This window comes from Paenibacillus phytohabitans (assembly GCF_013141775.1).
Lineage (GTDB): Bacteria > Bacillota > Bacilli > Paenibacillales > Paenibacillaceae > Paenibacillus_AQ > Paenibacillus_AQ phytohabitans.
On the sequence record NZ_WHOB01000069.1, the window covers coordinates 182039 to 203243 of the forward strand.

The 21205-nt window shown below is 49.9% G+C and carries 24 protein-coding genes; 21 read left to right on the plus strand and 3 right to left on the minus strand.

Going from position 1 to position 21205, the window contains the following annotated elements; all coding sequences use genetic code 11:
- The first annotated feature begins 63 nt into the window (after positions 1-63).
- The 4 genes from GC101_RS24185 to GC101_RS24200 all read left to right on the plus strand — a co-directional run bounded on the left by GC101_RS24185 (position 64) and on the right by GC101_RS24200 (position 3396).
- Entirely contained in the window at positions 64-930 is an 867-nt protein-coding gene (locus GC101_RS24185) for a PRD domain-containing protein (protein WP_171719345.1), read from the plus strand.
- Positions 931-951: 21 nt separating this feature from the next.
- Positions 952-1461, plus strand: coding sequence for a PTS sugar transporter subunit IIA (locus tag GC101_RS24190; protein ID WP_171719346.1), 510 nt, complete (start codon positions 952-954; stop codon positions 1459-1461).
- A gap of 42 nt (positions 1462-1503) precedes the next feature.
- Positions 1504-2955: an N-acetylglucosamine-specific PTS transporter subunit IIBC gene (gene nagE / locus GC101_RS24195; RefSeq protein WP_171719347.1), complete on the plus strand. Its 1452-nt coding sequence runs from the start codon at positions 1504-1506 to the stop codon at positions 2953-2955.
- A 126-nt stretch (positions 2956-3081) separates the two neighbouring features.
- On the plus strand, positions 3082-3396 hold the full coding sequence (locus tag GC101_RS24200) for a hypothetical protein (RefSeq protein WP_076244921.1): 315 nt from the start codon (positions 3082-3084) through the stop codon (positions 3394-3396).
- A 161-nt stretch (positions 3397-3557) separates the two neighbouring features.
- Here GC101_RS24200 and GC101_RS24205 read toward each other — a convergent pair whose 3' ends face one another.
- Positions 3558-3776, minus strand: coding sequence for a hypothetical protein (locus GC101_RS24205; protein WP_171719348.1), 219 nt, complete (start codon positions 3774-3776; stop codon positions 3558-3560).
- A 356-nt stretch (positions 3777-4132) separates the two neighbouring features.
- Between GC101_RS24205 and GC101_RS24210 the strand changes: the two genes are divergently transcribed.
- The 4 genes from GC101_RS24210 to GC101_RS24225 are packed head-to-tail and all read left to right on the plus strand — an operon-like array spanning position 4133 to position 7651.
- The gene (locus GC101_RS24210) at positions 4133-4648 is read left to right on the plus strand and encodes a sigma-70 family RNA polymerase sigma factor (RefSeq protein ID WP_042136946.1); all 516 of its coding nucleotides are present in this window, start codon (positions 4133-4135) and stop codon (positions 4646-4648) included.
- 23 nt (positions 4649-4671) lie between these two features.
- Entirely contained in the window at positions 4672-5796 is a 1125-nt protein-coding gene (locus GC101_RS24215) for a hypothetical protein (RefSeq protein ID WP_171719349.1), read from the plus strand.
- The gene (locus tag GC101_RS24220; protein WP_171719350.1) at positions 5793-6773 is read left to right on the plus strand and encodes an ABC transporter ATP-binding protein; all 981 of its coding nucleotides are present in this window, start codon (positions 5793-5795) and stop codon (positions 6771-6773) included. Before GC101_RS24215 ends, GC101_RS24220 begins: the two co-directional genes overlap by 4 nt.
- On the plus strand, positions 6770-7651 hold the full coding sequence (locus GC101_RS24225; RefSeq protein ID WP_171719351.1) for an ABC transporter permease: 882 nt from the start codon (positions 6770-6772) through the stop codon (positions 7649-7651). The genes GC101_RS24220 and GC101_RS24225 overlap by 4 nt, the downstream gene beginning before the upstream one ends.
- A gap of 74 nt (positions 7652-7725) precedes the next feature.
- Here GC101_RS24225 and catR read toward each other — a convergent pair whose 3' ends face one another.
- Positions 7726-8052 carry a catDE operon transcriptional regulator CatR gene (catR, locus tag GC101_RS24230; RefSeq protein WP_039292833.1) on the minus strand — a complete coding sequence of 109 codons (327 nt, stop codon included), beginning with the start codon at positions 8050-8052 and terminating at the stop codon, positions 7726-7728.
- A 293-nt stretch (positions 8053-8345) separates the two neighbouring features.
- On the opposite strand from catR, the gene GC101_RS24235 reads away from it, so the two are divergent.
- The 9 genes from GC101_RS24235 to GC101_RS24275 all read left to right on the plus strand — a co-directional run bounded on the left by GC101_RS24235 (position 8346) and on the right by GC101_RS24275 (position 16219).
- Positions 8346-9128 carry a GTP cyclohydrolase II gene (locus GC101_RS24235; RefSeq protein ID WP_042213396.1) on the plus strand — a complete coding sequence of 261 codons (783 nt, stop codon included), beginning with the start codon at positions 8346-8348 and terminating at the stop codon, positions 9126-9128.
- A 110-nt stretch (positions 9129-9238) separates the two neighbouring features.
- The gene (locus tag GC101_RS24240) at positions 9239-10294 is read left to right on the plus strand and encodes an ABC transporter ATP-binding protein (RefSeq protein WP_171719352.1); all 1056 of its coding nucleotides are present in this window, start codon (positions 9239-9241) and stop codon (positions 10292-10294) included.
- A gap of 70 nt (positions 10295-10364) precedes the next feature.
- Entirely contained in the window at positions 10365-11159 is a 795-nt protein-coding gene (locus tag GC101_RS24245) for an ABC transporter permease (protein ID WP_039292934.1), read from the plus strand.
- Between the two features lie 6 nt (positions 11160-11165).
- Complete coding sequence (locus GC101_RS24250) at positions 11166-11951, plus strand: ABC transporter permease (RefSeq protein ID WP_039292825.1); 786 nt, start codon at positions 11166-11168, stop codon at positions 11949-11951.
- 184 nt (positions 11952-12135) lie between these two features.
- Positions 12136-13110 (plus strand): ROK family protein, encoded by a 975-nt coding sequence (locus GC101_RS24255; protein ID WP_171719353.1) that lies wholly within the window; start codon positions 12136-12138, stop codon positions 13108-13110.
- Positions 13111-13429: 319 nt separating this feature from the next.
- On the plus strand, positions 13430-14362 hold the full coding sequence (locus GC101_RS24260) for an NAD-dependent epimerase/dehydratase family protein (protein ID WP_171719354.1): 933 nt from the start codon (positions 13430-13432) through the stop codon (positions 14360-14362).
- Between the two features lie 31 nt (positions 14363-14393).
- Positions 14394-15140 carry a 4'-phosphopantetheinyl transferase family protein gene (locus tag GC101_RS24265; RefSeq protein WP_171719355.1) on the plus strand — a complete coding sequence of 249 codons (747 nt, stop codon included), beginning with the start codon at positions 14394-14396 and terminating at the stop codon, positions 15138-15140.
- A 214-nt stretch (positions 15141-15354) separates the two neighbouring features.
- Positions 15355-15888, plus strand: a complete 534-nt coding sequence (locus GC101_RS24270) for a hypothetical protein (RefSeq protein WP_039292813.1) — start codon at positions 15355-15357, stop codon at positions 15886-15888.
- Entirely contained in the window at positions 15875-16219 is a 345-nt protein-coding gene (locus tag GC101_RS24275) for a DUF6054 family protein (RefSeq protein WP_171719356.1), read from the plus strand. The genes GC101_RS24270 and GC101_RS24275 overlap by 14 nt, the downstream gene beginning before the upstream one ends.
- A 97-nt stretch (positions 16220-16316) precedes the next feature.
- On the opposite strand, the gene GC101_RS24280 is transcribed toward GC101_RS24275, so the two are convergent.
- Positions 16317-16760 carry a DUF4395 domain-containing protein gene (locus GC101_RS24280; protein WP_171719357.1) on the minus strand — a complete coding sequence of 148 codons (444 nt, stop codon included), beginning with the start codon at positions 16758-16760 and terminating at the stop codon, positions 16317-16319.
- 185 nt (positions 16761-16945) lie between these two features.
- On the opposite strand from GC101_RS24280, the gene GC101_RS24285 reads away from it, so the two are divergent.
- From GC101_RS24285 to GC101_RS24300, 4 genes are all read left to right on the plus strand, one after another.
- A complete protein-coding gene (locus tag GC101_RS24285; RefSeq protein WP_171719358.1) occupies positions 16946-17515 on the plus strand; it encodes a TetR/AcrR family transcriptional regulator in 570 nt (189 codons plus the stop codon).
- A 93-nt stretch (positions 17516-17608) separates the two neighbouring features.
- Positions 17609-19063 (plus strand): DHA2 family efflux MFS transporter permease subunit, encoded by a 1455-nt coding sequence (locus GC101_RS24290; RefSeq protein ID WP_171719649.1) that lies wholly within the window; start codon positions 17609-17611, stop codon positions 19061-19063.
- Between the two features lie 474 nt (positions 19064-19537).
- Complete coding sequence (locus tag GC101_RS24295; protein WP_039292805.1) at positions 19538-19870, plus strand: PadR family transcriptional regulator; 333 nt, start codon at positions 19538-19540, stop codon at positions 19868-19870.
- On the plus strand, positions 19867-21198 hold the full coding sequence (locus GC101_RS24300; RefSeq protein ID WP_171719359.1) for an FtsW/RodA/SpoVE family cell cycle protein: 1332 nt from the start codon (positions 19867-19869) through the stop codon (positions 21196-21198). The genes GC101_RS24295 and GC101_RS24300 overlap by 4 nt, the downstream gene beginning before the upstream one ends.
- Positions 21199-21205: the final 7 nt, after the last annotated feature.

Here is a 21205-nt window from a genome sequence, read left to right on the forward strand (position 1 = left end):
TTGAGTCAGTCTTGGCTCTTTTTTGTGCGAAAAATCAGGCAATGGACGGAAAGGAGGGAGAACTTGGCGAGGGAAAATGAACAATTTCAGGTTTTGCGGGTGATTGGAAATAATGTCGTGATGGTTCAAGGAGGCAAGAAAAGCAAGGAATATGTGATTATCGGCAAGGGCATCGGTTTTGCGCTTAAAGACGCAGGTGTGATTGATGCAGATGATCCCCGGATTGAGAAGCTGTTTCGGCTGGAGGACCGGGAGGAATGGAGCCAGTATCAGATTCTGCTGGAAGACATAGATCCCAAGGTCATGAGGATTACGGATGAGATTATTTCGGATATCGCCCGTGAGTTTCCCGGCAAGTTAAACGACAAGATCTATTTGGCGCTCCCCAGCCATATCCAGTTCACCATATTCCGCTTGCGGAGCGGTATGGACATTGTCAATCCGTTCCTTGAGGAAACCCGGATGACCTTTCCCAGGGAATTTGAGATCGCTTACAAGGCAGCGGAGAAGATCAGCGCGGAATTCGAGGTGCGGATTCCAGAAGATGAAGTCGGGTTCCTCACCTATCACGTATATTCTGCGGTCAGCAATGTGCCGGTTGGTCAGCTGGTCAAAGCCTCTAACATCGTCAGTGATCTGATGGATATGATCCGCAACGAACGCAATATTATTTTTGAACAGGGCAGTATGAATCATGTCCGGCTGATGGTACACCTGAGATTCTCTATTGAACGGATTCTGCAGGGTTCGCTCATTGATAATCCATTCGTGAAGCACATCAAGAAAGAATACAAGGATGAATACAAGCTGGCTCTCAAAATGGGAAAGATCATGCAGGGCAAGCTCGGTGTAGATGTACCGGAAGAAGAAATATGCTTCCTTGCCATGCATCTGCACCGGTTATTCCAGACCTTAGAGAAAAATAAATAACAGCAGCAAGGAGTGACATTTATGTTTTCCAGATGGAAATCCAAAAAAGAAGAGAAACATGCTGAAGCAAGTATTGAGATAACCGCTCCAGTCAGCGGGCAAGCCGTTCCATTAACTGAAGTACCGGATGAGACGTTTGCCGGCGGGCATATGGGCAAGGGAATTGCCATAGAACCGACCGAGGGCAGATTAATCGCTCCCTTTGACGGAACAATCGCCCATGTGGTCAAAACCAATCACGCACTTATCCTGGAGCATTCCTCCGGTCTGCAGCTCCTGATGCATATTGGGATCGATACGGTCAGCCTGAAGGGAAACGGCTTCGTCAGCAGTATTGCTACCGGAGATGAAGTGAAAGCAGGCCAGACGCTGATTGAATTCGATCTGGAGGCTATCCGCACCGCCGGATACCGTACCATTACACCGGTCATTGTGACCAGTAACGCGGAGTATACGCCTGTTGTGGACTTTCATTACGGCTCCGTTACTGCAGGGAAGAACAGTATTCTTACAGTGGCTTCAAAGCTATAAAAACATATACGTACCAATATGAAACCGGGAGATGATTTCATTATGTTAGCTTTTTTACAGAAGTTGGGTAAATCATTGATGCTACCAGTCGCCACATTGCCGGCGGCAGCGATTCTGCAAGGGTTCGCACTCATTAACTATGAGAAGGATTTCCATCTGGGGGCAGCAGGCAGATTCCTGAATCAATATGTTGCACCATTCCTTAATGCAGGCGCAGGTGCAATCTTCGGCAACCTTGCTCTAATCTTTGCCATTGGGGTGGCTATCGGATTCGCAGGGGATGCAGTGGCCGCGTTATCGGCACTCATAGCTTATCAGATTCTTGACAGTATTCTCAAAGTAATACCGGCCCAAATGCCGTTCATCGGTGACGATGTTAAGCTGAACATGGGTGTACTAGGCGGTATCTTTGCCGGAGCCTGGGCAGCATTCCTGTACAAGAAATATCACAATATCAAGATGCCGGATTGGCTTGGCTTCTTCGCAGGCAAACGTTTCGTTCCTATCATTACTGCAGTAACTACAATGGTTCTTGCTGTTCTGCTCGGTATGATTTGGAGTCCAATCCAGGATGTTATCAGTGACTTCGGTACCTGGGTCGTCGGTCTGGGAGCAGTAGGTGCATTTATCTTCGGCACCGCCAACCGTCTGTTGATTCCTTTTGGTCTGCATCATGTCATTAACGCAATTGCCTGGTTCCAGCTTGGTGATTTCACGAATGTTGCCGGAGATATTGTACACGGTGACCTGACGCGCTTCTTCGCCGGAGATAAATCTGCAGGGATATTCATGACAGGCTTCTTCCCGATTATGATGTTCGCACTGCCTGGCGCGGCGCTGGCATTTATTCATACCGCCAAGCCTGAGAAACGCAAAATGGTCGCTTCCATCTTTATCGGTTCGGCGATTGCCTCCTTCCTGACAGGTATTACTGAGCCATTGGAATTCTCTTTCATGTTCCTTGCACCGGCTCTGTATGTTGTACACGCTTTGCTTACCGGTTTTGCCGGATTCCTGATGTATGTGCTGGATGTGAAGCTCGGGTTCGGTTTCTCTGCCGGGTTAATTGACTACCTGCTTAATATGAAGCTCTCCACCAATGCGTGGGTACTGATTCCTGTGGGGCTTGCATTCTTCGTTCTGTACTATGTACTGTTCCGGTTTATCATCGTCAAGTTCAACCTCAAAACACCTGGCCGTGAAGATGATACAGATGATGAACTGATTGACCTCGGCAAAGGTACAACAACCGTATCAGCTTCTTCCCGGGCTGCCAAGATTCTGGAGAACATCGGTGGCCCTGCGAACATCCGCAGCATCGATGCCTGCATTACCCGTCTGCGACTTAACGTTAACGATGACAAGGCGGTTAAGGACTCTGCACTTAAACAGCTTGGCGCTTCCGGTGTAATGAGACTGGGGCAAGGGGCTGTACAGATTGTATTCGGACCGCAGTCCGAGCAGATTAAGGATGATATCCAAAAGCTGATGTAACTCTGCAGCGTAATAGTTATTCCGAAGCGGACATCTTGGATGTCTGCTTTTTTTTATGCAAACTATTGCAATATACACAATACCGAGTATAATACTTGGTATAAAGAAATTAAGGAGTCGGTACACATGTCAATCGATGATTATCTGGATCTTCTAAATTACGCCATAGCAATTAACGATGAACAGTGGCAGGCTGATCTCCTGGATCGCTTGAAGAACTATAAAGAGCTTGCGGAAGCACAGAAACAAGTGGATAGCGTAAGAGAGCTTTGGTCGCGGTTCGATCACATTAACTTCATGCTGCTGCAGTTATTCGATAAGCTGAGAGATCATGAGGATGATGAGGGTAGCGACCGGTGGAAAGAGCAGATTTGGGAGCTGAAGATGGAGCGGATTACCGTAGCCAAACAGATTCAGGATCGGTATATCAAGATCAGATAGGCCAGGCAAGGGATACACGGAGATATAATAAGGTAGAAGATACAGAAATATAAATAAAAAATAGACATAAAAAATGGCATGCAGTTAGTCTGCTCTGCCATGATATGCGAATATACTGTTAGAGTGAATTTAGCGGATTCACTTCAACAACTTGCGGTCACTTACTTGGACATTTGCATTCCTTCACGCATCATGGTCATACACATAGTCATCATTTCATCGCATTCCTGCATTTTCTTCATCATCATGTCCATATCCATGTCCATGTCCATCATGCCCATTTCGGTCATTTTTTCCATGCACATCTTCATGTTCTTCATCTTGCACATCATGTCCTCCATACACATGTTCATCATCATTTCCATACACATCTTTTCCATCGTTAGCTCCACCTCTCAATTTATAATAGCTTACACTTTTTAAATTACTATATTTTACCGCCCAGAGCAACCTGTCTATACTAAATAGGTGCGTTTTTTCTTTAATTTTTGTCACATTTATGGATATTCTGACCTTGCGGATGGTAATTATCTGAATACTTAACATGGACATGTAGGGTACAGGTAGTGCCTGTTAATTGAATATTCATCGAACTTAAGGCCCCACTTTGTGGGGTTATTTTGCGTATCGGCAGCTCTTATGGTAAGAATGGGATGAATATTTGAAACGGGAATGATACAAATATGCTTCAGCCTTCGTCTTACTTATAGCTGCAGCGGATAAGGAGGATTACCTGATGGACATTCCGGAATCAGACAACTTTAAATCGATTTTTTATACACATTATCCAATCGTGCGCCGAAAGCTGTCCGCGCTTGTAAGGGATGAGAGTGCAGCCGATGATTTGGCGCAGGAGGTATTTCTGAGACTGTACAGAAATCCGCCGGATGATCCCGAAGCTCTGGGAGCCTGGCTGCATAGAGTGCTTACACGGATCGGATACGATTACTTGAACAAGCAAGTGCGGGAGCGAAGACTGATTAATAAGCAGGAGTTAATGTACGACACAGATGCCTCAGCCCCTACGGGGGAAGAAGTAGTGCTGGGCAAGCTGGACCAGGAAGATGTGCGGAGCTGGCTGGACGGGCTTCCCGAGCGGGACCGGCAGGCTCTGCTGCTTAAGTATTCGGGTTACAGCTATGCAGAGATCGCCGGAGAGCTCGGTGTGAAACCGCCGGTGGTAGGCACGCTGTTAAGCCGGGCTACCGCCAAATTGAAACAGCATGCGGTGAAGTCGCTTCCGCAAGAATAAGATCATCCGGGAGGAATGAAGCAATGAACAGTAGAGCAAACGGGAATTCTCAGCCCGTGGGAACAGACGAGGCATGGGCTAAATTGCAGGAGAAGCTCGGACAAGAACCGGTAAATCCGGTTTGGGCCGAATGGGGCAAGCAGGAGGCAGCATTAGCGGCTCAAACAGAGGAAACTGTTATAACGGATTCTGCTGCAAGCGGAATCAATTCTATATCTTCAGTAAGAGCAAGAGAAAATACAGGTTCAGAGCTTCCGCAGAATTCCATCCGCAAATCACGCAGACCAGTGCTGAGCCGCAGCCGTAAGTGGGCTGCTGCCGCTGCAGGGGTTGCCATCTTCGCCGCTATTCTGGCTACTCCAGTAGGCAATACCGCCATGGCAGCTATTCTGAACCAGTTCCGGATGCAGGATGTAGCGGTAGTGGAAGAGAGCGATCTGCGCGATATGTTCTATCAGGTGAGCGGGGAAGGGGATTTCCACAAGACGATGAATTCCTTTGGCACCTTCTCGATAGCTAACGGAACTGTCGAGGGCAAGCTACCGGTTGGGGAAATACAAGGAGTGCTGGGATATGAACCCCTGAAGGGCCAAGATATTACTGGTATGAAGACTGTAGAGGTGAGTCCGTCCCGTGATATTACCCTTACACTGAACGTGGATGAAGTGAATCAGGCGTTGAAGCGTGTAGGCTCGAACGATCTGCTGCCGGAGTCTGTGGACGGCAAACCGCTTACGCTGCATTTGCCCGAAATTGTGAATTATGACCTGTCTCCAGATCAGGAGCATTGGGCTACCCTGTCACAGATGAATACACCTGTAGTTACCGTTGATCCTTCTATAGATATAGATGAAGCGTTGGATGCGGTAGTTAACTTTCCGTTAATTCCCGATTATCTGAGAAGCGACCTGCAGAAGAGCCGGATTCTGTCCGGTGATATTCCGATGCCGCTGATAAAGGGAAGCAATGATGAACAGATTACGGTGGCCGACACCCCTGTTATTCTAACCGAAATGAAGTTCAGCAGAGGCTATAGCTATTCTGCAGTCTGGGTACAGGATGGTCAGATGCTCCAGCTTACGGGCGGAGATGTCTATCCGGATAGAGACAAGTTCATTCAGAAGGTACAGGAGTTGATCACACAATGAGCAGCGTACCTGCGATTGATGCTAACGCCCTGACCAAAGAGTATACTAATGGACGCGGTTGCCGGGATGTTACCATCACTGTGGGGAAAGGGGAAGCCTTCGGCTTCCTCGGCCCCAACGGTGCCGGCAAGAGCACCTTCGTCAAAATGCTGGTGGGACTCATCTCGCCCACGGGCGGGAATGCTTCCATTCTGGGTCACCCGCTCGGTTCTCTTGAAGCCAAAGCCAAGATGGGTTACTTGCCGGAGCTATACCGTTATCAGGAGTGGCTAACCGGAGAAGAGGTAGTTAGACTGCATGCCAGGCTATGCCGGATCGAGAAGACACTGGCGGATCGAAGGATTCCACAGCTGCTGCAGGAAGTGGGCATTGGTCAGCGCGGGAAGGACCGGGTCAAGCATTATTCCAAGGGAATGCAGCAGCGGCTGGGACTGGCTTGTGCGCTGGTCAATGAGCCGGAAATTATTTTTCTCGATGAACCCTCCTCTGCTCTTGATCCCATCGGGAGAATGGAAGTACGGATGATTCTGGAGCGGCTGAAGGAGAGGGGGATCACGATATTTCTCAACTCCCATTTGCTTGAGGATGTTGAAGTGCTGTGCGACCGGATGGCCCTGCTTAATAATGGGGCGGTCCTGCGGCACGGCAAAGTATCAGAGATCCTGAGCAAGCGGACCAGCTGGCATTTCAAAGTGGGCGGATATACGCCTTTTTTGCTGTCCTGGCTAAATGAGCATACAGGGCTTACCATCCGGCAGACGGCCGCCGGGCAGGGAACCGGACAAGAACCGGAATTAGGCAGCAGTGTCGTATGGCTGGAAGCTGAGCTGGACAACGAGGAGCAGGCGGGCTGGCTGAACGGGCTGATTGTGGAGCAGGGGATGACTCTATATGAAGTAACCCGCAAACAAGAACGGCTGGAAGAGTGGTTCATGGATGCCGTATCCGGACTTAGCCATAGGGGGGAGAGCGAATGAGTACCATACTTGAAATGACGTGGAAGGAAATGCTGCGCAAAAAGGTGATGCTGCTGACTCTGCTGCTCACGTTTGTCTTTTTGATCGCCTTCTGGTTTGTGGCCGATACGGTTGGAAAGAATGACCCTGGGGCAGGGTCCATACATAACGGGAGCGAGCTGTTCACACGATTTACGAACGGCGCCTTTATTCTTAGTCTGGGATACTTCTTCGGCGCCTTTGTAATCGCCTTTCTGGCGATCTTCAGCTCGTTCTCGGTAATTGCCGGGGAAGCGGAACAGGGAGTCATGCAGGCATTGCTGCCCCGGCCGCTGCCACGCTGGAAATGGTATCTTGGCCGCTGGCTCGGTTTCGTAACACTGGGTGTAAGTTATGCCTTCATTCTATTTCTGGCTATCCTGCTGATCACAAATGTCCATGCGAGTGTTCCCAGAGATCCGGCAGCACTAGTGAAGTCTTTTCTGCTGTTTGCTTCTGTGGTTCCATTGTTAATCTCCGTATCCATGCTGGGCTCAGGGATCTTCTCGGCGCTGGGTAACGGTGTGTTCATGACGATGCTCTATGGGGCAGGGTTTCTGGGAGGAATGCTTGATAAGCTAAGCGGTTCGCTGCGTCTGGAGAACGACGCGCTGAATGTGCTGCATAATCTGACCGGAATTATGTCGATGCTGATGCCGGCAGATGCCTTGCAGCGCAGAATGACCGCAGAGCTGTTCAGTCTGAATGAGATTGGCGGTCTTGTTTCTCTTAGTAACGGCGGATTCAGCATCATTAATATCAGTGCGTACCCGTCAGTGTCATTCATCGTATATGCTGTGTGTTATACCGTAATTGCCTTTGCGATAGGGATTTTGCATTTTCAGCGCAAAGATTTATAAGACAAACAAACAGCGCCCTCAAAGTTTCCTGGTTAAGGAACTTCAGGGGCGCTGCTTCGCATGCAAGCCGGCAATCATTTGGTCACGCCAATCTCGATCCAATCCGTGGACCAGTTGCCGATTTCACCAAGAATGGGAGCCAGTGCCGTGCCTTTGTCGGTTAACGAATATTCAATACGCACAGGCATTTCAGGATATACCGTCCGCTGAATAATCCCTTCGTTCTCCATTTCCTTCAACCGGTCGGATAATACTTTGCCGCTTAGATTGGATAAGCAATGCTCGATTTCCCCGAATCTCCGCGGACCATCCATCAGTACGAATACGATCAGAGCAACCCACCGTTTACTAAGCACATCGACCGCTTTCTCGAAGCGTGGACACATTTCAAAATTGTTCATTAGCATCACCTCAACATTCATTATATCATAAACTTACAATAAGTAATCATTAATATTTAAATATATATTATAACTTGACGAACTTATATTACAATGATAAACTAACTTACAAATAGTTACTAGTGCAAATAATGAATATTAAAATTTTACGAACCAGGCATAGGCTATTACGCATTTTCGGGAGAAAAGTTGCTTGGGCTATGCTATCAAAACTAAGTGTATGCTTCCGAAGCAAGTTTTGCGAAACGGAATCGAAGAAGCTAATGCTATCAAAACTTTAGGACGGTGCACTCATGATCAAACCCGATATCCTTTCCATATTACAGAACAAAATCAAACGGATCTCAATGGATGATTCCACGAATATACTGGTTGGTCCCATTACCTTACCTGTGAACCTGGACGGGGAGACCGTTACCTTCAAATGGTACAGCTGGCTGAAAGTGACGGATGAAGAGCTTCAGCAAGCGGAAGGTAAAGAGGCTACCGAGCTGCTTATCAGCCGGTTGTCTTCAATGAACCTTGCGGATGGACAACAGTCGAGCGTTCTTGTCTATGGGGATTTCGAGAACTCCGACGAAGCGCTGATCCGGATGCACAGCATTTGCCACACCGGCGATATTTTTGGCAGCAAACGCTGCGATTGCGGCTTCCAGCTGCACACATCGATGAAGATGATTGCCCAGCATGGTTCCGGTGCCCTCTTTTACCTGGCTAATCATGAGGGACGAGGCATCGGCCTGTTCAGCAAAGCCATGGCTTATATTCTGCAGGAAGAAGGATATGATACTGTTGAAGCTAATCTGGAGCTGGGCTTTGCCGACGATTCCAGAGATTACACTGACGCGATCAGCGTGCTTCAGCACCTGCGCAGCAAACCGGTGACCCTGATCACCAATAATCCGAAGAAGATGGAAGCTCTGAGAGCTGCCGGAATGAACACGGTCAAAAGAGTACCGCTATGGGGCGATGTCTCGGTCTTCAACGAAAAGTATCTGCGGACCAAAGTAACCCGCTCCGGACATCTGGAGGCTGTGCAGAGCGCGGATTTTTTTGAGGGCAGAGTAGCTAAATAAGCCGGCCGTACTCTGGCAGAGCAGAATGGTAAGGGAAATAGGTAGTACTTTTGGATTCATTCTATTATAATGGGGTACTGACCCCAATACTTAGCTTAGTGAGGTAACCTATGAATGCTATTCAAGTGCAGGACTTGCGCAAGACATTTAAAGTCCAAAAAAACCGCGAGGGCCTCAAAGGGGCCTTCGCTGATTTGTTTAAACGGCAATATTCCGAAGTGACCGCAGTGAAGGACATTTCGTTCAGTATTCCGGAAGGCGAAATATGCGGATACATCGGGGAGAACGGGGCCGGTAAATCGACCACGATTAAGATGCTCACCGGGATTCTTGTACCTACCGCCGGCAGTCTGTCTGTAGGCGGCTTCGTGCCGTATGCGGAACGGGAGAAGTTCGTACAGAATATCGGAGTCGTATTCGGACAGCGCAGCCAGCTCTGGTGGGATATCGGTGTCATCGAATCGTTCCAGCTGCTGCGCAAGGTGTACCGGGTCTCCGAGCAGGATTTCAAAAAACGGCTGGATGAGCTCGTCGAGCGACTGGAGCTGCAGGAGCTGCTGAACCGTCCGGTACGCAAGCTCAGTCTCGGACAGCGGATGCGCTGTGAGTTGGTCGCTGCGCTGCTGCACAATCCGTCGATACTGTTTCTGGATGAGCCGACGATTGGCCTTGATATTGTCGTGAAGTCGGAGATTCGTGAGTTTCTCAAGGATATGAACCGTGAGCATGGCACGACCATCCTGCTGACGACACATGATCTGCAGGATATTGAAGCTCTCTGCTCGCGGGTAATCATGCTGGATGACGGGCGTATTATCTATGACGGGGGTCTTGAGGATCTCAAGCAGCGGTGGGGAACCGGACGTGAGGTGCAGTTCCAGTTCGGTACTGCGACGAAGCTGCAGCAGCTTACGCAGTGGACAGAGGGAATGCCGGTTACCTGGACCGCCGAGAATGAGCTGGGTGCCAAGGTATGGATTCCGCTCGAGCTGAATGTATCGGATGTACTGGGCCGTGTGGTTGGACAGGCAGATATTACCGATATCAAAATCATTGAGACGAACACGGATGATATTGTCCGCAGTATTTATCAGTCAGGTTCGGCAGAGAAACCGGAAGAGAAGATAGCTGCACTCCTAGATGAGAAAGAGGTTATCCATGTCTGAGCAGCTTAATGGCGCAGTTGCCTCCTCCGGGGGCTCTTCAGGCGGTTCCGGAGAGAACGGACGCAGGCTGCTGCTCGGCGCTTATTTCGATTTCATCCGCATCCGCTTCCTGACGATGCTGGCCTACCGGATCAATTACTATTCAGGAATTCTGATCTACACGCTGAATATCGGGGTTAACTATTTCACCTGGAAAGCTATTTATGGCAACGGGGAGTCGCTAGGCGGCTTTACCGGGGCACAGATGACTACGTATGTAGCCGTCTCGTGGATGGCCCGGGCGTTCTATTTCAATAACCTGGACAGGGAGATTTCTACCGATATCCGTGACGGCAGCATCGCGATTCAGTTCATCCGCCCTTATAACTATGTTCTGGTCAAAATGATGCAGGGACTTGGCGAAGGCCTGTTCCGCTTCATGATGCTGATGATTCCGGGCATGGTGATTGCCATTCTGCTGTTTCCGGTACAGCTGCCGACAGAACCATCCGCCTGGATCGGTTTCCTGGTGATGCTCTTCTTCAGCTTCCTGATCAGCTCACAGATTAATATCATAACGGGGCTCTCTGCATTCTTCGTCGAGAATAATGAAGGGATGATGCGCATGAAGCGTGTTATCGTTGACCTGTTCTCCGGCCTGATCGTACCGATTACGCTGTTTCCGGGCTGGTTATCGTCCATTCTTAAGGTTCTGCCCTTTCAGGCCATCACGTATCTGCCGGGTTCCGTATTCACGGGCCGTGTGCAGGGAGTGGGCATTTGGAATGTGCTGGGCATCCAGGTGATCTGGTTCCTGGTCCTGCTGGTTCCGATTGTCTGGCTATATCACGCAGCGCGCCAGCGGCTGTTCGTGCAGGGAGGTTGAGCCGGAATGTACTATTTGGGCTTGTTAATTGAATATCTGAAAAATTATATGAAGACAAGGTTAACCTACCGCGCTGATTTCTGGGTGGAGGTTGTTTCCGATCTGCTCTTCCAGGCAACGAACTTTATCTTCATTCTGGTCATTTTCATGCATACCGACAGCCTGGGCGGCTGGAATCAGAACGAAGTGGTGTTCGTCTACGGCTTCTTCATGGTGCCGTTCGGCGTGTTCAGCTGCTTCGTGAATATGTGGGGCTTCAGTGAGCGCTATATCGTCAAAGGCGAGATGGACCGCATTCTGACCCGTCCGGCGCATAACCTGTTCCAGATTTTCTTGGAAAATGTGGACCCGCCTTCACTTGTGGGCTCCTTCATCGGACTGATTGTTATGGCCATCAGCGGCAGCAATCTGGGCTTGCCGTTCGAATGGTGGACCATTCCGATGCTGATTATCCTGACACTCAGTGCGGTAGCAATCTATACCGGCATCTATACGACATTGACTTCACTGTCGTTCTACTCGGATGCGCCAACTGGTATTCTGCCGCTGATGTATAATATCCAGACCTACGGCCGTTATCCGGTTACGATCTACAACCGGGCGATTCAGGTGCTGCTAACCTGGATTATCCCGTTTGCCTTTGTTGGGATCTATCCGGCAGCCCTGTTCCTCCACCGTGATGAGATGAAGGGGATGGCGCTGCTGACCCCCGTAGTGGGTGCAGTGTTCCTCGGCATCGGCCTGATGGCCTGGAGCTATGGCGTTAAGCGGTACAAAGGTGCGGGGTCTTAAGGGATTCCGCAAAGAACATTATACAGGGTCGTCCAAGCAGCTATTCATTGGCTGGCGCGGACGGCCCTTTTTGTGTAGAAAATACTATAACAATGCTCAAAAAATCCTACCTGCCCAATCAATGAAAGCGCATAATAAGTGGTGGGAGTGAAGCCAGGACTATTACTGTAAAGGAGCAGAAGCGATGAACAATTATACTATAGGCGTCGATTTGGGCGGAACCAATATCAAAGCGGGATTGTTCGATGGGGATTTCAACGCAGTCGAGGAGCTGTCTCTGCCAACGGAAGCGGCGGCAGGACCGGCGCATGTGCTGGAGCGGATCAGGTTGGCCGTTACACAACTGACAGAGGGCAAGGGGATAGATCAGCAGCAGATCACCTGTATGGGGATGGGCATTCCCGGTCTGCTGGACCCGGAGGAAGGCCTGTCGATCTTTTCGCCGAACTTTCCCGGATGGGAACAAATACATATAGTGAATGCAATGAAGCAATTTTACGATTTTCCGGTCTACATCGATAATGATGTGCGGGTTAACTTATATGGGGAATGGCAGCAGGGAGCCGGAAAAGGATGCCGTAACCTGGTGCTGCTCACACTTGGAACCGGACTGGGCTCAGGCATTGTCCATGACGGCAAGGTGTTGTACGGAACAACCTTCAGTGCTGGTGAAATCGGACATATGAATATGTACAGGCAGGGCCGTCCATGCCGCTGCGGGAGCTCCGGCTGCCTCGGGAGGTATGTATCTGCTGTGGGCATGGTCAACACATTCAAGGAGAAGCTGCTGGATGGCAGGAGCAGTCTGATTCAGACTTGGACGAATCAGGATGACGGACAAATTACCGCAAAAATGATTTCGGAGGCTTATGATCTCGGGGACCCGCTGGCGGTCGAAGTCATGCATGAAACCGGAGAACTGCTGGGGTACGGTCTGGCTAATGTAATTAATCTGCTGAACCCGGAGCTGATCATTATTGGAGGCGGCATGGCTGCCGCAGGAGAACGGCTGCTGGGCAGCGTCCGCGGCACTGTAAATGCTCATGCGCTGAAGCTCTCAGGGAGCAAATGCAGGATCGTTCAAGCCGAACTGGGGAGCAGGGCGGGCACACTTGGCGCAGCGGTATATGCGGACCAGAGACTGAATGCTCTTAAATGATGATTGACACGGGACAATGATCGGCGAAGATAAGCTTAGGGTGCTGCAAAACTATTGAATCGCAATAATTCACCATATCTACATATTAAGGACCTCAAACGACAATAATCGTCAAATTATCCCAATGATGACAGCATATTCTTGGCTGTATACTAATAGCAGGTTAAGAATTCGGCAGCAGTTCTATATCCGGCAGTTCTTGAGGAAGCGGCATGTAACGGTTCTTCATAACTGCTAAACATCATCCCGGGCAGACTGAATAAACCGTAAAGCTGGTGGCTGAAGGTATTCATACGCTCGATAAGGAGCCGGTAATGTTATGAATCTCGTAATCGGAGGCAATGGCGGTTTAGGCCATTCCATTACCCAAGAATTACTGTGGCGGGGGAAGCTGGTAACAGCGACCTATCATCGTTCTAATGAGGCACTAAGCAGACTGAGAGGACCGCTGCTGACTATGGCTTCACTGGATATACAAGATGAGAGGGCTCTTGCTGCTCTCCTGACAGGAGTGAAAACACTCTACTTTTGTCTTAATGTGCCTTACCAGGACTGGTACACGATCATGCCCAAAGCGCTGGAACGGGTTACCGCGAAGCTGCATTCCGGGCAGACGCTGGTATTTCCCGGCAATGTCTATGGATACGGCAGATTCAAATACCTTCCCGCGGATGAGAACCATCCCAAGGCGGCTCTTACCCGTAAAGGAAAGCTCCGTAACCAGCTGGAAGAGCTCCTGAAGAAGCGGGCAGCGGAGAACGGCTTCCGCTATGTCATTCCGCGTTATCCCGACTACTATGGCCCCAACGTTACGAACAGGGTATTCAGACCGATATTCAACGGAGCGCTGCGGGCCAAAACCATCGCCTGGCCGGTCAGGCTGGATGTTCCCCATGATCTGGTCTATATCCGTGATGCGGCCAAAGCAGCCGTGCTGCTGGCGTATAGCGGGGAAGAAGGGGAATGGCATGTGTCGGGCTCCGGGGCGATTGAAGGCCGCCAGTTCCTGAATCTCATCCAGGATGAAGCAGACAGTCCAAGGAAATGCCGGACCCTCCCGGGCTGGGCCGTTGGTTTGGCAGGTATATTCGATAAAGAAGCTAAGGAATTCCATGAGCTGCTATACGAATTCCAGTATCCGCTGGTGCTGAGCGAGAACAAATTCATGAAGCGGTTCCCGGAATATTCTCCAACCGCCTACAAGGATGCAGTCAAAGAAACCTTGGGCTGGTTCCGGGAGCAGCAGGAATAGACCGGAGAACCGATAGGAGGCTTGGCCGTTCATGCATATCATTGCTGTATCACTCGGGACCGCTTTTTCGGTTCCTGAGCTGCTGCCCTATGTGTCACCGGAGCGCCGGATGAGCAGCAGCCGGCTGAAACGTGAAGACGATGTTCGCAGGTCTCTTATCGGAGACATCCTTGCCCGGATGTTCGCCATGGATATGGAGGGAATGCGGAATGATGAGATCTGTTTTGACAAAGGGGTGTTTGGCAAACCCCGGCTGTCTGCTATGCGCGAACCGTGGGACTATAACCTCTCACATTCGGGAAAATGGGTAGCAGGTATCGTCAGCCGCAAGGGACAGCGGGTAGGAATCGACATTCAGAAGATGGCTGCCATAAATCCGGCGTTAGCCCGGTACAGCCTGTCCCCTGAAGAAATGGAGCAATACCAGAGCCTGAAATCAGAGGCTCAAATACGCTATTACTATGACCTGTGGACGCGGAAGGAGAGTTATCTGAAGATGGAGGGCATTGGCCTGACGGTTCCGATCCGTTCGGTATTCTCTGAGCAGTATGCTTTGAAATATGAGCAGTCTGTGCTTAGTGACCGGCTGCCCGATCATGCGTTCAGGCAATATCCGGTAGATCCGGGCTACGTGCTGACCGCTTGTTCAACAGATTTCCGCTTTCCTGATCAGTATTTGGTGGTCCGGGCTAAGGATCTAACCGAAGTGTTTCTGCGGCGCTGCCGGCTGCAGGAGGAGCAATCCGCTCCAGAGCCTGACGGACTCACCGTCTTGTAGGGAAGAGGGCACCTGCCAGCCGGTATTAGATATACGGGCACAGAATGTCCTTGCACTGCGCAACACTTACATATAGCAGCGATTGCCTGTCATGGCACCGCTGCTTTTTTTGGCGAGTATTACCATTCAGGGCATACGTTCTAGGTCCAGGAATTGTACGCGATCCGGGGTAGCATGATATGCTGTAGATATTGAAGCACACAGGAGGGTAATGATGAAACGAGACATTCAGCATGTTCCTTATGGTTATGAACCCCCAGCCGGTGAACGCAAAGGGACCTTAATCTTCTATGATTCATTCGAGCATATCTCGGATATGGATTTGTTGAAGGCGGCTGAGACAGCGATAGAGCGCAAATTCACCAAGCTGGTACTGTATCCGCTGCATGAAGAAACCGTGAGACGGATGACGAAGGAGCCGGTGCAGGCTTTTTATAAACGGGAGGACCGGCTGCATGAGTGGAAAAGAGATCAGGGGCGGTCTTTCATTACGGTGGAAAGTCTGGAGGGGAAACGCAAGAAATACACCCCGCTCGATTCTGCGCTGCGCCATATCAGCGAGGTCTATTCCGCACCTTACTTTCTCTATCTGACTCCGGAGATGGCTAATCTGTTCGCTTCCTATTCCTCATTCGAGGAATGGATCGTCAAGCTGCGTTTGCTGTTGTCAGAAGCGCCGGCACAACTGCATCCGCGGCTGGAGAAATTCCGTCACCGCTGGGATGTGGCTGGTGATGAGCATGAATGAGGCCTATCAACTCGATGTTAGATTGCAGCCCAATGAGACGCTTGCGCTGATCAAAGAGGGAATGACGCAGGAGTCGGAGCTGTTGTACGAGGAGCTGAATGATCTCGGTGAAGGCAAGATGATCGGAACGCTGGTCTATGAGCGGTATTATTTCCGGTCCGGTAATCAGGCGGCGCTGGTGATTCTAGTGGATAATCTGAAGGGCAGAAGTAATGTCCGGCTTATTCCGGCGGGAGGCTCCAACGGGTTGATCCTTAAGCTCGATTGGGGCGCCGGCAAAAGCTTCGCTTCTTCAGTGGAGCGGATTCTGGCGGATTATATTGTGGAATAACCGGGGATGTTGGAGGCCAGCATAGGTCTGGCAGCATACTGCTGCTGCGGCTTACTGGCCCTGTGAAATTCACCGTAAGGGCAGCACAGACTCCTGCTTATTTGTGGAGGGCTGCCTGTTTGCGTCTATAGGTATACATTCTCCACTGGTAGTGGATGAAGCACCCGATGCAGAAGCCGAGGATAGCTACTGTGGCTGCTACTGCGACCATGATCGTGAAGATATAAGCCGCTACGGTCCAGCCAGCTAGGAAGCTGACCAGTCCTGCAGTCAGGCAGAAGACGGCAATGCTCTGGTTGAACTGCTGCTGTTCCCAGTCTTCCAGTACATAGGCGGAGCGCTCCTTAGTCAGGAAGTTCGCCGCAACCTTGATCACCGGATTATATCCGAATAGTAGACCAGACAGTCCTGCGGCAAGCGGCAGGGCAAGAATCCAGTAAGCTCCCGTAAACAGTGACAATAATACAGAAATTACGATAAAAGCCTGATTAGTTCTGACTAATGGCCGGGGAATTCCCTTAATGATTGAAGGCTCACTCATTGAAATCGCACCTTTCGCATTGGAATAATTAAATTATAACCAATGATCCGCAATGTGGCAATCGGTAAGCGTAAACATTAAAATTTGAAATTATTATCCATTGACAGCCGGAGCCCACTCATGGTTTTATTATGTAGACCAATTGTTATAAAAGTGCAGAAACATCTATAAAGGAAGTGTCCGGCTTGTCAAACAAGCATAATGCACGTGAAGCTATTCTGGATACGGCTTCAAGATTGTTTTTCACACAGGGCTATCATGCAACCGGGCTAAATCAGATCATCAAGGACAGCGATTCGCCCAAAGGATCATTGTATTATTATTTTCCTCACGGCAAAGAAGAGCTGGTGTTGACCTGTATTAACCGGACAAGTGAAATGGTCTCCCAAAATTTGCGGCATTATGTAGAGGGTGAAGACTCACCTGCTCAGGCGGTGCAGAATTTCATTCTGTCTATGGCGAGGGAAGCGGAGGAATCTTCCTTTGAAGGATTGGTGCCGTTCAGCTTCTGGGTAGCCGTTGAGACTTCCTGTGTCAGCAATGAACTGCGGACCGCTTGTCAATGTGTGTTCAAGGATTGGCAGGATGTGATCGCCCAGCGTCTGATGAAGGATGGCATGCAGGAGGAAGCTGCTGTGGGAAAAGCGACTGTTGTAGTCTCCTTGTTTGAAGGTGCGCTGCTGCTGGCGTTAACCTGCCGAAATGTCCAGCCGCTGGTTGCGGCAGCAGAGAGTATTCCGGCAATACTGGCTTAAGGTTTCAACAGTACCATCGTAACACTGCAATACCAGTAACAAATAGAGAGAGAACAAACAGATTATCAGGAGGATATGAGAGTGAACGCAACTATGACTGGTAAGGGGCACACAGAGCCCCGCAAATTCAAGACCCTTCCAATTCTCGTCTCCTTATTGCTTGCCGGATTTATCGGCATGTTCAGTGAGACCGCATTAAATGTAGCCTTAAGTGATCTTATGAATGTATTACAAATTACTCCTACCACAGCGCAGTGGCTGACTACGGCTTACCTGCTGACGCTGGGTATTCTGGTTCCGATCTCCGGGCTGCTCCTGCAGTGGTTCACGACCAGACAGCTGTTCATTGCTGCGCTATGCTTCTCGATTGCGGGAACATTCCTGGCTGCAATGGCGCCGAACTTCGAATTCCTGCTTACAGCGCGTGTGGTTCAGGCGATGGGAACTGCACTTCTTTTACCGCTGATGTTCAACACGATCCTGATCATTATTCCCGCTGAGAAAAGAGGCGCAGCGATGGGTCTCATCGGACTCGTCATCATGGTAGCTCCAGCGATCGGCCCAACCATTGCAGGTCTGCTGATTGAGAGCCTCAGCTGGCACTGGATCTTCTGGCTGTCCCTGCCGTTCCTTGTGATCGCGCTGTTCAGCGGAATTTTCTTCATGCAGAACGTCACAGAAGTGACCAAGCCGAAGATTGATATCCTCTCGATTATATTATCGTCACTTGGTTTCGGCGGCATTGTGTATGGATTCAGCAGCGCCGGTGAAGCGGAAGGCTGGGGAAGTCCGAAGGTGATTATCGCCATTGCTATTGGTGTAATTGCGCTCGTTCTATTCTGCATCCGGCAGTTGACGATGAAGCAGCCGATGATTAATCTGCGTGCCTTCAAATTCCCGATGTTCGTGGTCGGTGTTCTGATGGTCTTCATCTGTATGATGGTGATTCTGTCCTCGATGCTGATTCTTCCAATGTACCTGCAGCAGGGACAAAACTATACTGCGTTCAAAGCAGGCTTACTGCTGCTGCCGGGCGGAATTATCAACGGACTGATGTCACCGGTAATGGGACGCCTGTTCGATAAATACGGTCCGAAATGGCTCGTTATTCCAGGACTCGTGCTCGTAGCTATCTCGCTGTGGTTCTTCTCGAGTATTACAGCAACTTCTACCGTTATCTTCGTAATTGTACTTCACAGCGTGCTCATGATCGGAATCTCGATGATTATGATGCCTGCCCAGACGAACGGGATCAATCAGCTACCGCTGGAATACTATCCTGACGGTACAGCGATCATGAATACTCTGCAGCAGGTTGCAGGAGCGATTGGTACGGCTCTGGCAGTAAGCATTATGACCTCCGGTTCCAAGAGCTACATGAAGACTGTAACTGACCCTGGTGATCCGCTGAATATTGGCGCTGCATTTACCCATGGGGTACAGAATGCGTTCATCTTCGGTATGGTGATGGCCATAATCGGTCTGGTTGTTGCTTTCTTCCTTAAACGTGTTATTGTCTCGCACAAGACGCAGGCTTCCATGCACTAATCTCATTAATTGACTGCAAGCACATCCGTAATCCGGGTGTGCTTTTTTGCTATGTGCAATATGGAGCTCACAGAGCATTCATTGTATAAAATCCTGCCCTAAATACAACATTTCCCTCATGATAACGCTCCTAATTCATAATTGTTGTAAAAAAGGCAACATTTCTCCTACTCCAAACGGATTATTGGGACAATTCTTGTATTTCGTACAACAATCCTCTCTGACGCCCGGATATCTGGGGATCAAAGTTGTAAAACGTACAACATTAATGCCCCAAGAGGCAGCTTATGCGCAAGTGCAAGTATTATCGGGTTACTTGTCTGCCAGCGTTAACTGTTACTCATACGCAAGTTAACGGATTACTCATATGGCTGACGTGGACACAATCTCTGGACATCAACTGGGAATTAAAGTATATTAAGCATAGATTAACGATGTATCAGTGAATTGCCATTCGTACAGGAGGGGATGCCAATGAAAGTCAGTAAAGAAATGCTGAAGGGCAGCACGGGGACCTTAATTCTCACTCTGCTGCTCGATAAGCCGTTATACGGCTACGAACTGATAAAAGAGCTGGAGCAGCGCTCGCAGGGGGTATTTTCCCTGAAGGAGGGCACGCTCTATCCGATACTCCATGCGATGGAGAGCGAACGCTGGGTAGAGGCGTATTGGCTTGAGGTAGAAGGGCGCAAACGCAAATATTACCGGCTGCTGGATGAGGGCAAGGCGAAGCTGCAGGAGAAGAGAGCGGAATGGAATCTTTTCAAAGGCGCGGTGGATTCGGTACTGGGGGAGGGCGGCGCATGATGGAGCAGCGGAAGAAGCTGGACAACTATCTGGACAGGGTGTGTGCAGAGGTCAGAGCCAAAGGGATGCACAGAGAGATAAGGGAGGAGCTCAGCGGGCACTTCCAGGACTTAATGCTGGAGCGGCAGCAGCTTGGCGCAACTGAAGAAGAAGCGCAGCAATATGCTATCGCGCAAATGGGTGATCCGCAGGTGATCGGCCGGGATCTGCACAGAATCCATAAACCGCGGATTCCGTGGGGGCTGCTCACCGCAGTAATGATGTTGTCAGCTGTAAGTCTGCTGGGGATGGGGGCTATAGAAGCCGGAACCTCCTTCAACCCGGCCCTATCTGATCTGACGATGCGCCAGACGGTTTATATCATCCTTGGGATCGCCGTTATGACAGGAATGTACTTCGTCAATTTCAAGCTGCTTCAGAGAGCATCAGGATTCATCTATGCTGCAGCATTAATGGCTATCGTTGCCAGCCTATTGCTGGGTCAATTAATCAATGGGAACAGACACTATGTTGGTTTTTTGGGCTTATATTTTGATCTGGTTGGATACAGTCCTTATATATTTGTTGTCGCTCTGACAGGAATATGGACCAGCCACAGCTTTATGCTGAAATGGCGTAGGCGGACCAGGGAATTAGCGGAGGTAGCCTTACTGCTGCTGCCTGCGGTGATCTATGCGGCGATCCGGTCTTTACCGGAGCTGGTGGTTTATTTGGCAGTATCGCTGACGCTATATGTATGGATAACACGGCGCTGGATTACAGCCGGATTAATGGTTATAACATTTGTGTCGGGCGGAGCCATCTATGTTTGGAATAATTTGAACTTGCGTGACAGGGTCATCGGAGCGATAAATCATAATTACATGCTTAATGGCCCGGGTTACCTCAACCGCAGAATTCACGAGACCATTACATCCGCAGGCTGGAGAGGGTATGGCTTCGGAGGTGCGGAAGAAGGACTGCCGTATGCGTATTCGGATCTTTTTCCGGTATTTCTGGTTCAATGCTTCGGCTGGGCCGGGGGCATGCTGTTCATAGCGGCAGTGGGCTGGTTCGTTCTCAAAATGATTTCCTATACCCGCGCTGTACGCGATACCTACGGGCGGATGCTTATCCTTGCTCTGGCCCTTATGCTAGCCATCCGCTTAGCTTATGGTCTATCGATCCTCAGCGGAAGAATGCCAATCACAGCTATACCGTTCCCTTTCCTCAGCTACGGACAGCATGTCTTCATTGAATTCGCCGCTGTCGGGCTGCTGATGGGTGTCTACCGGCGGAAGGATATGCTCCCTGCGGACACAAGCCTAGACTTAACTATGGACGCCTAGTGCTGCT

Coding starts and splice junctions, on each gene's coding strand:
- GC101_RS24215 (WP_171719349.1), top strand. CDS start 4,672: ATGAACAGTAGAGCAAACGGGAATTCTCAGCCCGTGGGAACAGACGAG.
- catR (WP_039292833.1), bottom strand. CDS start 8,052: ATGAACAATTTTGAAATGTGTCCACGCTTCGAGAAAGCGGTCGATGTG.
- GC101_RS24225 (WP_171719351.1), top strand. CDS start 6,770: ATGAGTACCATACTTGAAATGACGTGGAAGGAAATGCTGCGCAAAAAG.
- GC101_RS24300 (WP_171719359.1), top strand. CDS start 19,867: ATGATGGAGCAGCGGAAGAAGCTGGACAACTATCTGGACAGGGTGTGT.
- GC101_RS24255 (WP_171719353.1), top strand. CDS start 12,136: ATGAACAATTATACTATAGGCGTCGATTTGGGCGGAACCAATATCAAA.
- GC101_RS24295 (WP_039292805.1), top strand. CDS start 19,538: ATGAAAGTCAGTAAAGAAATGCTGAAGGGCAGCACGGGGACCTTAATT.
- GC101_RS24235 (WP_042213396.1), top strand. CDS start 8,346: ATGATCAAACCCGATATCCTTTCCATATTACAGAACAAAATCAAACGG.
- GC101_RS24290 (WP_171719649.1), top strand. CDS start 17,609: ATGACTGGTAAGGGGCACACAGAGCCCCGCAAATTCAAGACCCTTCCA.
- GC101_RS24270 (WP_039292813.1), top strand. CDS start 15,355: ATGAAACGAGACATTCAGCATGTTCCTTATGGTTATGAACCCCCAGCC.
- GC101_RS24275 (WP_171719356.1), top strand. CDS start 15,875: ATGAGCATGAATGAGGCCTATCAACTCGATGTTAGATTGCAGCCCAAT.
- GC101_RS24220 (WP_171719350.1), top strand. CDS start 5,793: ATGAGCAGCGTACCTGCGATTGATGCTAACGCCCTGACCAAAGAGTAT.
- GC101_RS24280 (WP_171719357.1), bottom strand. CDS start 16,760: ATGAGTGAGCCTTCAATCATTAAGGGAATTCCCCGGCCATTAGTCAGA.
- GC101_RS24190 (WP_171719346.1), top strand. CDS start 952: ATGTTTTCCAGATGGAAATCCAAAAAAGAAGAGAAACATGCTGAAGCA.
- GC101_RS24250 (WP_039292825.1), top strand. CDS start 11,166: ATGTACTATTTGGGCTTGTTAATTGAATATCTGAAAAATTATATGAAG.
- GC101_RS24210 (WP_042136946.1), top strand. CDS start 4,133: ATGGACATTCCGGAATCAGACAACTTTAAATCGATTTTTTATACACAT.
- GC101_RS24205 (WP_171719348.1), bottom strand. CDS start 3,776: ATGGAAAAGATGTGTATGGAAATGATGATGAACATGTGTATGGAGGAC.
- GC101_RS24265 (WP_171719355.1), top strand. CDS start 14,394: ATGCATATCATTGCTGTATCACTCGGGACCGCTTTTTCGGTTCCTGAG.
- GC101_RS24200 (WP_076244921.1), top strand. CDS start 3,082: ATGTCAATCGATGATTATCTGGATCTTCTAAATTACGCCATAGCAATT.
- GC101_RS24260 (WP_171719354.1), top strand. CDS start 13,430: ATGAATCTCGTAATCGGAGGCAATGGCGGTTTAGGCCATTCCATTACC.
- nagE (WP_171719347.1), top strand. CDS start 1,504: ATGTTAGCTTTTTTACAGAAGTTGGGTAAATCATTGATGCTACCAGTC.
- GC101_RS24240 (WP_171719352.1), top strand. CDS start 9,239: ATGAATGCTATTCAAGTGCAGGACTTGCGCAAGACATTTAAAGTCCAA.